The organism is Microcoleus sp. S28C3, assembly GCF_036700785.1.
In the GTDB taxonomy this organism is placed as follows: Bacteria; Cyanobacteriota; Cyanobacteriia; order Cyanobacteriales; family Microcoleaceae; genus Microcoleus; species Microcoleus asticus.
The window spans coordinates 1-13679 of the sequence record NZ_JAUBPO010000145.1; the positions used below are offsets into that span (position 1 = coordinate 1).

Genomic DNA, 13679 nt, shown 5'->3' on the forward strand with positions numbered 1-13679 from the left:
TGAAGTTTGTTCGCCATATTGGATTTCCTCTACTTTTACCCTAGATTTTAGTGTACCTTCATAGTGAATTGGTATAAGTACAAATAAGGTCTAAAAATATTTCGTGCAACACCAAGCTATCAAAGTTAGAATCTATCCAACGCAAAACCAAGAAGCAAGAAGAAACATCTGGGTTAGCTAATTGCTACAGTCAGGTATTGCAGGCTAATACTCTCAAATTAGTTACAGCCGAAAAGCACAGTTGATTTAACGAGCGCCTTTTTGTTGACGTAATCTGGCGGCGGATCTTGCTGCAAATTTACCGTTCTTCCTGCCACTCGCGGTTGGTTCGGGATGTAATAAGCATTGTCGGGTTCTGCGCCCCGATCCCAATCTTCCCGAGCGAGTGTTGTAGAGCCCATAGTTTTGATTTTTAAATCGAACTCAGCGACTAAGAAATAAATAAAACGTCCGATCGGTTCTCGGTAAAATTCATGTTCTTCTGAAGGCCTCGTAATTTCTAAACTGCCGCGATCGTAGGTAAAAGGGGCAGAGTGACTCTCGCCAATTGCTCGGACAATTTGCTGATAGGCTTGCCAATTCAAGTTATGGAAAATTACCCGTTTTTCGCCGATCGCTCGGGGTGAATTTAATAATAGAGGAGTAGTCACCATATTCAACACAGTTGACAGTTGACAGTTGACTCTTAGACTATAAATTTTCTGTGTAAGTCCTGTAATTAACACAGGACTTACAGACGGCATCTATGCAAATCGAAAATCAATAATCGACAATGGTATTACTCCCACTCGATCGTTCCCGGTGGCTTAGAAGTAATATCGTAAACCACCCGGTTCACCCCCTTAACCTCATTCACAATCCGATTCGAGATCAGTTCCAACAAATCGTAAGGAACCCGCGCCCAATCAGCCGTCATCCCGTCTTCGCTCTTAATAAATCGCAGAACTATCGGGTAAGCATAAGTGCGCTGATCGCCCATCACCCCTACACTGCGAATCGGTAGCAAAACTGCAAAAGCTTGCCAAAGTTCACCGTACAATCCGTGCCGGTTAATTTCTTGGCGAACAATGAAGTCAGCATCTCGCAAAATATTTAGTCTCTCTGCGGTAACTTCTCCTATAATCCGAATCGCCAATCCCGGGCCGGGGAAAGGTTGTCTGTTCACAATTTCTTCCGGTAGCCCGATCGACCGGCCGACTTTTCGCACTTCATCCTTAAACAGTTTTCGCAGCGGTTCAATCAGCTTAAATCGCAAATCTTTTGGCAAACCGCCGACGTTGTGGTGGCTTTTAATTTTAACAGCAACTCGCTCGCCGCTTTTCGGGTCTGCATTAGTGTCAGCCGACTCAATCACATCAGGATAAAGAGTACCTTGAGCGAGGTAGTCGAAGGGGCCTAGACGCTTGGATTCTTCTTCAAATACGTTGATAAATTCGTGACCGATCCGCTTGCGTTTTACCTCCGGATCTGTAATCCCTTCAAGTTGAGCTAAAAAGCGTTCGCGAGCATTAACATACTCAACGTCAATGTGGAATTGCTCTTTAAATAATTTTACCAACCGTTCAGGTTCATACTTCCGCATAAACCCTTGATCGATAAACATACAGGTAAGTTGGTCGCCGATCGCCTTGTGCAGCAAGAAAGCCAAAGTAGAAGAATCTACACCGCCGGATAAAGCCAGCAAAACTCGTTTATCCCCCACTTGCGCGCGAATTTCGCGAATCGATTGCTCCACAAAAGTAGCAGTCGTCCAAGTCGGTTCGCACTCGCAAATGTGGTAAACAAAATTGCGAATTAAAGCTATTCCCCCGATCGAGTGAACCACTTCTGGATGGAACTGAACGCCGTACAAATTTTTCTCGTGGTTAGCAACAGCAGCAGACGGAGTATTGTCCGTGTGAGCGAGGATCTCAAAACCCGACGGCAACTCGGAACAGGAGTCTCCGTGGCTCATCCACATCGTGCTGCCTTCTTCGACATTTGTCAGCAAATCCGTAGGATCGTCAATAAATAGCGATGCCTTGCCGTATTCGGCTAACTTAGCCCGCTCAACCGTTCCTCCTAGCTGCTTTACCATCAACTGCATCCCGTAACACACTCCCAACACCGGTATTCCCAAATTCCAAATTTCTGGGTCGCATTGGGGAGCTCTTTCATCGTATACAGAACTCGGGCCTCCTGACAGAATAATTCCTTTAGGATTGATAGCTTTTAACTGTTCTGCCGTAGTGCGGTAAGAAATAACTTCTGAATATACTTGAGTTTCGCGAATGCGGCGAGCAATCAGTTCGGAATATTGCGAACCGAAGTCGAGAATCACGATCGTCTGGCGATCTATCTGCTCCAGAAAAGAGTTTGTTAGGACTGATTCAGTTTCTATTTGAGTAGTCACGGTTATTGCGTAATTGCTAATTGTTAATTGGATCGAAAGTAGCGGAGGTATCTGTCGCCGTCTCATTGCAAGACTGAGGAAGGCGAGCAACCATTAGTCGCTAGGAATAAATCTTATTTATACTAGATTGCTGTCAGCGATGTTAGTCGATTAATAGAGTCGAGGGCAAGCATAGATTTAGTTCGATCCTTACCCTAATTAATTGAACTCTTGCGTCAAAAATTGCTTCCCGAAGCAACCTAGTATAATTAAGGTCTAGGGACTAAGAATTATTAATTGTTAAATATTATCCCTGACCGATGTTTTAAACATAATTCAGGGATATTCACACTACATTAACAAATTTGGGTCAGAAATGTATCTCCTATGTCACTTTTAACAATAATTTTGCGATCGCGCCCGAACATCACCGATCCCACGGGGATGCGCAAGTTAGTGTGAGTAAAAATGCAATCCGATGAGCGCAAGTCTATTTGTCGGGCGATGTCGCCGTAAATTCGATCGACCCAATTGCTGCCAGTTTGAGCGTCCAAAGCCCGCAATTGCCCGAGAGCATCTTCCGCCGTCGCTGCGGCAAAAATTGCGGAACACGCATCAGCGGGCATTCCAGCTTTAGCACAGTAAGCTGTGAGAATTTCCCTGCGCCCGTCAGCGAGGTGGTGGTGAGTGTGAAAAATTCCCGCCGCCAATTTCATCAGTTTCCCGTGATAGCCAAACAGCAAAATTGACTGCACGCCCTGACATCCTGCTTCTACAAGCAGCGGGCCCAGCCAGTTAGCGGTTTTGACGAGCCGATCGGGATTGATCTCCAGTTGTCGCGCCAAATCCAAGCCGTTTTCGCCGATGCAGAATACTAAAGTGTCAAACAGTTCGGCTTTTTGTTGCAGTTGTTCGCGGTAAACTTCCAACTGTCCCGGGGCGCTCAGGGGTTGAGAAATGCCAGTTGTACCCAGCAGCGAAAGTCCTTCTACCACGCCGAAAGCTTCGTTAGAAGTGCGGATGGCTAGTTGGCGCCCTGACGGCAGAATCAGGGTGACAGTAATTTTTTCGGACGGTGCGAGTTCTCGGCTCAGATTCGATCGCAGCAGCCGCATCGCGTAATCATAGATTGCCGCTCCTCCACCTGCTTTGTGATGTCCAATTCCCTCGCCGCCAACAATCTGTATTTGTTCCCCCTCTTCCCCTCTCCCCAATTCCACCATTGCCCAAACGGGGGTATTCCGAGTCAGATCGAGATTGTCCCCCGGATCGGATCGAGTCACGCCCAAAGCGGTACCAGTTTTGAGTACAGATGCCTGCTCGATCGGAATTGCTGCGGTTATTGGCGGTTCCAGTAAATTTACTGATACACTATCTAGAGACTTAATACCATCACGCAAGCACCGCAAAGCTGCAAGTGCAGCCGCACAGGCAAATACTGGCAGTGTATACCCGGATAAAGGTTGAGTTTTGGTCACGCTCAAATTCAGGAATCCGTAAATTTGCCGGCGATCGACATCACGCCTTCACAGTGATACCCCTCAAACATTTAAGTTTGATTCTAGGGTTTGCTATTATCATCAGTTAGCGTAAATTTTGTCAAGTCATTATTTTGTCCTGCCAGTTGCCGATCGCACCCACACTTTTCTTGAGGTGCGTTAGGGGAACCCTCGTAGAGGATCGCCAACAACCGACTCCGAAGCCTTACGGGCACGTGCGGGTGATTTCCCTAAAAAACCAGGCATCTCGATCGCGAGCGCTGGGACTGACCAACTGATTCCAGGAATTAAGTACAATTACTGTAAACAGGTTCAAAAAAAAGATGGTTACAGCTATCTTGCACAGACGTTGCACCCTTTTTCCTCGCATCTACCCCGTCCTGAGTACAGGTATGGTGAGGGGTTCGCAGGAGGAGGAAAGATGAAGACCGCCACTACCTTCACGGCGTCAGTTGTTTCGGATTCAACCGCTCAACTAGATCCAGAAACCACCGCATCCAACACCATTGTTTTGCAACCCAAGGGCTGCCTCGGCGGCATCGCTGTCCTAGATTTCCAAACCAATTTGGAGCAAGCCTTAGAAACGGCTGCCCTTGGAGTTGTCGTGGATATGCAGCAAGTGGATGCTGTCGCCCCAGAGGCAATTGCCGCCCTGGCCCGAGGGCTGGAGTTAGCAGCTATACTCGGCAAGTCGATCGTCTTACATTCTATAGATTTAGCTAGCCGTAAAGGTTTGAGAGCCGAGTGGAGGATCTCGCGCGAAATTTGCTTTGGCCCTTGGGGGGACTTGTTTGAGGTGGAATTCGAGCAATTTTTGTCAGGCGAAATGCTGCGATCGCTTCCTTGTTAAGCCCTAACACCTAATTTTGTACAATTAGCAAATTTATATCTCCCAAGCGGTTGATGTCTCAGCGATCGCTTGCCCTCTATATTAATAACCATTACCCGGAAGTGCCAGTCTAGCTTTCAAGCTAACATCTTGAAGGCGGGGCTGGTTTTATCTTAATAGGCTAGCTCAGCAATTCCTAGCAGAAATTTTAAATTTTTTTGACACCTGCGCATGAAAAATAATTTAATGGCCGGCCAGCCTCAAACCCTTGCCAAACCAAGATTTTGCAATTAATTCTTTAATCTGCGATCTAAAATATAAAATTCTATGACTTATGGTTGAACCAGTTGCAGAGTTAAATCAACCTCTATCTTTCCAGACTCCAGAAATACTAGATAATCAAATATCTCAGCTCGTTCTACCTCCAAAAACAGCTCTCAAAATTTCTAAACAAGACATTCGCTCGACTCTCAAAGCCTCAATTCTGGACGGCGTTTTTGCCAGTGTCTTCGAGTCGGCGACCGTCGGCGTGCTGCTGAGCAACTTCTTGCTGCAACTCGGTGCCAGCAGCGTGGAAATAGGTATATTCTGTGCTATTCCGATGGTGGTAAATCTCCTGCAACCATTAGGAGCATACATCGCAGACCGCACAACCAGTCGCTACTGCTACAACCTAGGGATATTCGGCGTGTCTCGGCTGCTGTGGCTGGTGCTGGCGGTGGCAATTGTTTGGGGCTCCCAGCACGCCGACTCCCACCAACTGCTGCTGTGGACGCTGGCAACCGTCCTAGCAGCTAGCGTGCTAGGAGCTTTTGCCAGTGCTAACTGGTTTAGTTGGCTTGCCGCCGTCGTTCCTCAACGTTTGCGGGGACGCTATTTTGGCTTTCGCAACAGTGCTACGAGCTTGATTAGTTTGCTGGGAGTGCCGCTCATGGGATTGTCCGTGTCAGCTTGGGGCGCCGATCCAATTTTGGGCTACGGTGTTGTTTTATTGGTGGGTGTTTTGGCGGGAATGATTAGTTTGGGGTGTCAATTCTTCATGGTTGATGTGAATCCGCAGGTATACAAAAAATATGCACAGAGCGATCGACTTACAGAGAAAAAAGAAAAGCAAATAACAGATTTTGTGCCTTCTGTGTTCAAAGATTCTAATTTCTTAATGTTTATTCTTTACTTCAGCATCTGGACATTTGCAGTTAATCTCAGCGCGCCTTTTTTTAATATCTACCTGCTGAAAGAATTAAGCTTGGATGTAAGTTTGGTAACGATTTACACCAGCTTGAGTTCGGGGGCAAATCTGCTGCTGCTGATGTTTTGGGGCAAGTTGGCAGATCGCTTGGGAAATCGCCCGCTGCTAATTGCGGTGGGGCTGGTGGTGGCGATAACGCCTTTGCTGTGGTTGGGTACGGGCAATTACCCATTTGCGGTTTGGGTGTGGCTGCCGCTGCTGCACTTGCTGGGGGGAACGACTTTAGGGGCGATCGGCTTGTGCACTAACAATATTCAAATGGAGATAGCGTCGATCGAGCAACCTTCGACTTATTTTGCGATCGCCGCAGCAGTTTCGGGATTGGCTGGGGCTTTGGGAACTACTGCCGGCGGGTTTGTTGCCGAACTTCCCGGCATGAGTTTGGGAGCACTCTTTGCCCTCTCGGCTGCTGTGCGGCTGATTGGCCTTCTGCCTTTGGTTTTGGTGCGAGAACCCCGCAGCCAGTCGCTGCGGTCGATCGTTCCTACTTTTGGACGCTTCAAATTAAACCGGGGCTAGAAAATTTTCGCACAAATTTATCGATCGAGAAACCAGAAAAGCCCACAGATTGTTAAAAACTTCAAGCACATCGCAGAAAATCTGAGAGTCGCTGCAACAAATTTTAATTCTAAACATAGTCCAAACCTGCTATGCGTGTGACCAATACGTCACCATTATCTTGCAGATAACTGACAACTCGATCGGATATAGCTGTTCTCAAAACTGACCAGGCAGAGCGTAAATGTGTTTAAATGTTTTTTAGCTATGGCATCAGATAGTTACTCCTGTTAGGAGAATCAAGCATTTTCCCAGAACCAAAGCTACTATTTCACGCTCTAAATTTTTTACGTTTTAAGAGAATCGAGCCTTTTCCCAGAACCAAAGCTACTATTTCACGCTGTAAAGATTTTGATTTAAGAAATATAAATAAAATTAACATTTTAATACAGCCAACTAGACTATAGGGTGTTTTGGGACTAATATCCTGAGAATCGAAATAGCTAAAGATTGCCCAGCCACATAACAATTTCAAGCCAAAAATTAGCAGGGAGCGCCTGACGCGACAGAAAAACGCGAATTGGCAACTCTCTTGTAACCGATTACCAATGACAGCTCGCTATCAAATTTCCGATTCAAAGAGAGAATGTAAATATGAAACGTCTGATCGTTTGCTGTGATGGAACTTGGAACAAACTAGATACTGAGTGCCCAACTAATGTGCTTAAGCTTGCCCAGGCAGTGACACGAACAGCCAGTGACGGGGTTCCGCAGATCGTGTTTTATGACGAGGGAATTGGAGTCGACAGTAACAAGATTGTGGGCGGAGTCACTGGGCTGGGAATCGATAAAAATATACAAGATGCCTATCGTTTTCTTTCTCTCAACTACGATCGCGGTGACGAAATCTATCTATTCGGGTTCAGTCGCGGTGCTTACACAGTCAGGAGTCTAGCGGGGATGATCTATTGCTCCGGTCTCCTATCCCGCCGTTATATTACCAAGGCATCACAAGCTTACGAGCTTTACCGTGACCGAGGCGTTAAACCAAATGATGACCAAGCAAAGCGTTTCCGCAAAGATTACGGTAAAGATAACGGCGATAGCGTCCCGATTACCTTGCTTGGTTGTTTCGACACCGTTGGAGCCCTTGGTATTCCTCTGGTACCCGTCTTGAAGAAGTATGAAGAACCGCTCAAAAAAAGGTACAAATTCCACGACACCACTTTAAATAAGGATATTGAGAATGCGTTGCACGCCGTTGCGATCGACGAAGTTCGCGCAATCTTTGATGTTACCTTGATGAAGAAAAATCCTGATGCCCCGAAGCAGAAGCTTCGTCAAGTTTGGTTTCCAGGCGAGCATGGCTGCATCGGCGGTGGTACGCCAGCATACCGCGGGTTATCAGATACTGTCTTGAAGTGGATGTTGGATCAACTCAGTGACCTTGAATTGAAGCTTGAATTCGAGCCAGAGGCCATTAAGGATATCCAGCCTAATTATAAGGCTCCATTTCAAAACAATCCTGGGTTCTTCAAATTGGCAGGAATCAAGTGGCGCGAGGTGGGGGATACCATTGACGATCTTCATGAAAGTGCGATCGAGCGTTTTCAAAGCGTAGACATCCCGTACCACCCCAAGAATCTAGAACCGCTTTTATCTAATAAACCCTTAAAACTAATTGCAGAGCATAAAGAAGACTCGATCGAGATCCCGGAATTGAGGCTTGGTAATCAATCGAATCTACAAGAACCAAAAGGAAAAACCATATCCAATCTACAACAACCCAAACGAGAAACAATAATGCCTTCAAAAAGAGACACCTCAAGAGACGGGCAGAAAAACAAAATCGAGACTTTGCTTTTAACCAACTTCAAGCCGCTTTGGAACTTCATTCAAAGCAACGAGGGGCTTAGCAAAAAAGTGAACAAAACCCTGATTAACAATGCCGTCATAAAAATTCCCACTCGCCCCTATCCGTTTAGTACAATGTCTCCCTACAGCTCTTGGGAGTCATTAAACGATCGCACTTATTCGGGACTTCATCTACCGCCTACTGATTGGAAGCCTTTAACAAATAAAAACTACATAGGGGTTAATTTAAGCCCGACCGAGAATTTTGAAAAGAATCTCCCGCCTATTAAGGATTTGGAGGTATTGTACCGCAAAAAAGGAGGAAAGACGAAATATTCTGCCAAATCCTCTCTTATGTTCCCCTATTTCGTGCAATGGTTTACCGACAGTTTCCTGCGAACAGATCGACTGGATCACCGCAAAAATAGCTCCAACCACCACATCGATCTGTGTAACGTCTATGGGTTGAACGCAAATATTACTAAGCTGCTGAGATCTCATCAAGGAGGCAAGCTAAAAAGCCAAATTCTCAATGGCGAAGAATATCCTCCTTTTTACTATGATGAGAACGGACAGCCTAAGGAAGAATTTAAAGGAATTCCCCATCAAATAGTCGGTGAATACGATGAAAAGAAATCGGATAAACTACCTCCTGAAAAGAGAAAAAAATTATTTGCAATGGGGATAGAGTTAGAGCGGGTCAATGTGCAAATTGGCTATGTAATGCTCAACGTTCTTAGCTTAAGAGAACATAATCGCGTGTGCGACCTCTTGGCAAAGAATTATCCAACTTGGGATGACGAACGTCTTTTCCAAACCGCCAGAAATATCGTGATGGCAGAGTTTCTGAAAATTGTGCTTGAGGATTATATCAACCACATTACTCCCTATCACTTCCAATTCTTCGTCGATCCCCCAGCATTTATTGATGAAAAATGGTATCGCACCAATTGGATGTCAGTAGAATTTACTTTAGTTTATCGTTGGCATAGTATGCTGCCCGATAAGCTAATTCATGACGGGAAAGAAATGTCTATGCCCGAGTCGATGTGGAACAATGATATGATCATTAACAAGGGTTTGGGAGCTATATTTGAAGAAACTTGTTCCCAACCAGCAGCGCAATTGGGTTTATTCAATACGCCTGATTTCCTAATTCCAACCGAGACCGCCAGTATTCGTGCAGGTCGTGCAGCCAAATTAAGAACCTACAACGATTACCGCGAACTCTGCAAGTATCCACGGGTGACCGATTTCAATCAAATTAGTGGCGATGAAGATGTCCAAAAAGAATTGAAACGATTGTACGGTCACGTAGACAACATTGAGTTGTATGTGGGACTCTACGCAGAAGATTTGCGGCAAAATTCAGCCTTACCTCCTTTAGTCGGACGACTGATAGGAATTGATGCCTTTTCTCAAGCTTTCACCAATCCTCTATTAGCCGAAAATGTCTTCAATCCAGAAACTTTTTCACCTGTAGGTTGGGAAGAGATTATGAATACCAAGACCCTCTCCCAGGTGCTGAACCGTAATGTTCCTCGCGGTAAAGAGTACAAAGTTTCTTTTTATAATGAGAGTGGGAAACCATCTAAATGATCTGACAGAACACGAGGAGAGTGGGTTTACAAATTGTAAAGTGTACGCCTTTCTTTCAAATGTATAACTCTAGTTCAAAAAGAGCCGACAGTCCCAGTGGTGAGTTGTTCGCGGTTTAGAGGATTACGCAATGAACCGCGAACAACTTAAATCTGAGAAACCTCGACATCCCGTTAAAAATCAGGTAAATTAGAACGGGAAAATGCCAACTATTATCGCCACAATCAGCTTTGCAAAGGTTTTTTATGAGCAAGAAGCTATTTACCGAATATCCCGAACAGGACGAACGCAAATACTACGATCTTTTGGTTGAGCAGGCCAAGCTTCGCATGGATAATCTGTACGGGGATAAGGAGCGGGCGCTGCGAGATACTCACGCCAAAACTCATGCGTGCGTTAAAGGAACTCTGGAAATTTTTGACTTCGATCAGCAAGCGATTAAACAGGAATTGGGAAAACGCGCTTCGTTAACTTCTTCGCAACTCAATGCTATTTCCCTTAAGCAAGGTTTGCTAGCAAAACCCAAAGAATATCCTGTTTGGTTGCGATTTGCTAACGGGGCTACCAAAGTATACCCTGATTACCAAAAAGATTCGCGCTCAATATCAGTGAAAGTGATGGGGGTGGAAGGGGAACGACTCCCGCAAAGCCACGAGTCAAAAACCCAGGACATCATTGTTCACAATTCAGAGATATTTGTGAGCCAAACCATCAAAGACTACTACGGCTTTTTTTCTTCTCTGGTTGAATCACCAGAGGCATTGAAGAAGTGGCTAATACGACATCCCAGACACTTTCTAGCGGTCTCGACGCTTACGGGTAGCCGGACTCCGAAGAGTTTGCTAACAGCCAAATATTGGAGCGGTTCACCCTCTGCTTTGGGTCTCAATCCCGATTTCGATCCCTCGCAACCTGGTGTAGTTCCTGTCGAATATCCGGCTGTAATTAAGTATGGGTTTACTCCGGTTTCATGCAAACCACCGCACGAGATAATTCCAGAACAATCTCGACCGGGAATTCCTAAAATTCCCTTTGTCGATCGCGCTAAAGCCTTGGGTTTAGATCCCAATAAACCAGACAATTATTATCGGAACGATCTAATTCAAGCCTTGGCGAAACCTGATGCCCAATACTGGTGGGATTTTGGCATCCAGTTCCAAACCAGCCTAAAAATGCCGATCGACGATGGCATCAATGTCTGGAAGGAACAGGAATCACCTTTTTTGAGAGTAGGTCGTCTCACCGTCAAGCATCAGATTATTGATTATGAAAAACAATCTGATTTCAACGAAAACCTGAGATATTCTCCCTGGAACGGCTTAGCAGTTCATCGTCCAGTAGGTGCGATCAATCGGATACGCGGTGTTGTTTACCCCGTTGTAGCGAATTATCGCCTTCAAAAGCGAGGTCTTGTCCACCAAGAACCAACCGGAGAAGAAACTTTTTAAGGCAATAATTTGAGGCTGGGACATCATTTAATGCCATCAGGCAGGTGTCGTCCGAGCAAATGGCAAGTCAAAGAAGTTAACAAGCGAAACCTTCAAAAAATCCCATCCCTTTTTAGGGGGTGGGAGTGTTGAAAATTATTAATTCTTAGTCCTCAGTCCTTAGTCCTCATTATTCAGTAGCAATTAATCAATAACTGGGTTCGTACCCAATTATTAATTATTCTGCTAGCAACCAACTGATGACTAATGACCAGCGACTGATGACTAATAACTTAAGCTTGCCGTGAGTAGTATTCCACCACTAGCAGTTCGTTAATCTGTAGAGCAATCCACTCGCGTTCGATAACGCCATTAACTTTGCCAATTAGTTTTTGCTTATCAAATTCCAAGTGATTCGGCAAGTGAGCCAAGCCTGGGTCTTTGAGATTAGCTTCTACCATTGTGCGCGAGCGCTCTCTATTTTTCACCGCAACTACATCACCAGGCTTGCACTGATAGCTGGCGATATTGACTTCACGGTCGTTGACAGTTATGTGACCGTGATTTACCAATTGTCTAGCGGACGGAATGGTTGGAGCCATTCCCATCCGAAACACAGTATTGTCCAAGCGCATTTCCAAAAATTGCAGTAACACTTGACCTGTGGAGCCCGTGACACGGCGGGCTTTGCGGACGTAACGGAGCAGTTGGCGTTCCGTCACACCGTAATTGAAACGGAGTTTTTGCTTTTCTTGCAAGCGAACCGCATACTCAGAGAGCTTTTTGCGGTTTTGACCGTGCTGTCCAGGCGGATAATCTCGTCTGGGGGTTTTGCGGGTTAGACCCGGCAACTCTTTCAGGCGACGGACGATTCTCAATCGGGGGCCTCGATATCGAGACATTTATTTTCCTCTCTAATATCTGTATGCAATTTTATGCAGACTCTATATTATATGTTGGTAACGATCAAAATTCCAACAAAGATCGATAAAAAAACGATCTACCGCAGGGCGATCCATCATGTGCGGTAAATTCTGAAGGAAAAGCCGATCGCTCGATCGCCCCAATCAGCCAAAAAAACTCACTACTCGATCTGCCATGCACAACCGCAATTTTTCCCGCACTTCTTCCCCAAAGCCAGCACCGACAGGCTCAAGCCCTACCGGGCGCTGGATATTGGCTCTCGGCACGCAGCTAGCAGCACTCGGTTTGTTGGCAACAGCACTGCCAATCTCGCCAGCATCAGCCATCACTATTAGAATCCCTCGCAATAGGAATCCCTATCGCGTCTGCGCCCTGGAACTAATCGAAGCCGGAGTGGGGGCAGAGGCAGCCGCCTCCGCTTGTGCTGACGCCCTCCGCCCCCGCGACATATCTAAATGCGCTCTCCAAATCAACCGCAAAACCAATATTTCTGGTGTCGAAGCGCTCTCTAGCTGTCGGCGGGTGAGGCGTCCCGCCGAATTGGCTACTTGCGTAGTGAATATTAACGGCAAAACTCGAACTCAACCTGCAGCTCCCCTGTTAGTGCTCGATGGGTGTCGCCGCAGTTTATTGCCACAACAGTTTGCTGAATGCGTAGTCGGTTTGAGCGGCAGGCTCGAATTTCCCACTGACAGGTTAATCGCCACTTGTCTGGACCCGAGGGACACAGTGAGCTTGGACGGGCGTCCTGCACCTACTCCTCCTGTGGAGCTAATTTCACCGCCTTCGCTGCCCAATTAATCACTGTTAACAGTTGGCTGTTGGCTGTTAACTGTTGACTGTTGACTGTTGACTGTTAACTGTTAACTGACTAATGACTGATGACTAATGACTAATGACTACTTTTTTATAATCAAATGTCAGAAATTTTTGCTCAAATTACAGTCGAAGAATTAGGTCGCCAATTAGCAGAAACCAATGCTGAGAAATTGCAGCTTGTAGACGTGCGGGAACCTTACGAAATTGAACTCGCGGCGCTGCCGGGATTTGCAGCTTTTCCCCTGAGCGAGTTTGCCGAATGGTCTGGTGAAATTGAGGATCGACTCGATCGCGACAAAGAAACCCTAGTTCTGTGCCATCACGGAGTGCGATCGGCTCAAATGTGCCACTGGCTAGCCGAGCGAGGATTTACCAACGTTAAAAATATCGTTGGCGGTATCGATGCTTACTCAATGGCGGTCGATCGAACCGTTCCCCGCTATTAACCTCAAATCCAGTTCTTAAATATCGTTTTCTTCAGAGTCCGCGCGGGCGGACTTTGTATGTGTAGAAACGAATTATATTCCCCCGGGATTATACCAATTTACTATGAAGTTGCACTTAATATAGCTTCAAGGATATAGTCCCAACCACAGAGGGATAAAACTTC

General features: G+C 46.0%; 11 protein-coding genes. 7 read left to right on the forward strand and 4 right to left on the reverse strand.

The window, feature by feature from the left end; genetic code table 11:
- Nucleotides 1-218 precede the first annotated feature (218 nt).
- The 3 genes from QUA13_RS28890 to cbiD all read right to left on the reverse strand — a co-directional run bounded on the left by QUA13_RS28890 (nt 219) and on the right by cbiD (nt 3849).
- On the reverse strand, nt 219-653 hold the full coding sequence (locus tag QUA13_RS28890; RefSeq protein WP_333204077.1) for a hypothetical protein: 435 nt from the start codon (nt 651-653) through the stop codon (nt 219-221).
- A gap of 125 nt (nt 654-778) precedes the next feature.
- On the reverse strand, nt 779-2392 hold the full coding sequence (gene guaA, locus QUA13_RS28895) for a glutamine-hydrolyzing GMP synthase (protein ID WP_333204079.1): 1614 nt from the start codon (nt 2390-2392) through the stop codon (nt 779-781).
- 335 nt (nt 2393-2727) lie between these two features.
- Entirely contained in the window at nt 2728-3849 is a 1122-nt protein-coding gene (gene cbiD, locus QUA13_RS28900) for a cobalt-precorrin-5B (C(1))-methyltransferase CbiD (protein WP_333204081.1), read from the reverse strand.
- A gap of 134 nt (nt 3850-3983) precedes the next feature.
- On the opposite strand from cbiD, the gene QUA13_RS28905 reads away from it, so the two are divergent.
- The 5 genes from QUA13_RS28905 to QUA13_RS28925 all read left to right on the forward strand — a co-directional run bounded on the left by QUA13_RS28905 (nt 3984) and on the right by QUA13_RS28925 (nt 11347).
- A complete protein-coding gene (locus QUA13_RS28905; RefSeq protein WP_333204083.1) occupies nt 3984-4148 on the forward strand; it encodes a hypothetical protein in 165 nt (54 codons plus the stop codon).
- A gap of 143 nt (nt 4149-4291) precedes the next feature.
- Nucleotides 4292-4720, forward strand: coding sequence for a hypothetical protein (locus QUA13_RS28910; RefSeq protein WP_333204085.1), 429 nt, complete (start codon nt 4292-4294; stop codon nt 4718-4720).
- 313 nt (nt 4721-5033) lie between these two features.
- A complete protein-coding gene (locus QUA13_RS28915) occupies nt 5034-6467 on the forward strand; it encodes an MFS transporter (protein WP_333204088.1) in 1434 nt (477 codons plus the stop codon).
- Between the two features lie 633 nt (nt 6468-7100).
- Entirely contained in the window at nt 7101-9899 is a 2799-nt protein-coding gene (locus QUA13_RS28920) for a phospholipase effector Tle1 domain-containing protein (protein WP_333204090.1), read from the forward strand.
- Nucleotides 9900-10144: 245 nt separating this feature from the next.
- Nucleotides 10145-11347: a catalase gene (locus QUA13_RS28925; protein ID WP_333204092.1), complete on the forward strand. Its 1203-nt coding sequence runs from the start codon at nt 10145-10147 to the stop codon at nt 11345-11347.
- 272 nt (nt 11348-11619) lie between these two features.
- Here QUA13_RS28925 and rpsD read toward each other — a convergent pair whose 3' ends face one another.
- On the reverse strand, nt 11620-12228 hold the full coding sequence (rpsD, locus tag QUA13_RS28930; RefSeq protein WP_193975783.1) for a 30S ribosomal protein S4: 609 nt from the start codon (nt 12226-12228) through the stop codon (nt 11620-11622).
- Between the two features lie 196 nt (nt 12229-12424).
- On the opposite strand from rpsD, the gene QUA13_RS28935 reads away from it, so the two are divergent.
- Both QUA13_RS28935 and QUA13_RS28940 read left to right on the forward strand, forming a co-directional pair.
- Complete coding sequence (locus QUA13_RS28935) at nt 12425-13051, forward strand: hypothetical protein (protein WP_333204094.1); 627 nt, start codon at nt 12425-12427, stop codon at nt 13049-13051.
- Between the two features lie 116 nt (nt 13052-13167).
- On the forward strand, nt 13168-13515 hold the full coding sequence (locus tag QUA13_RS28940) for a rhodanese-like domain-containing protein (RefSeq protein ID WP_333204095.1): 348 nt from the start codon (nt 13168-13170) through the stop codon (nt 13513-13515).
- Nucleotides 13516-13679: the final 164 nt, after the last annotated feature.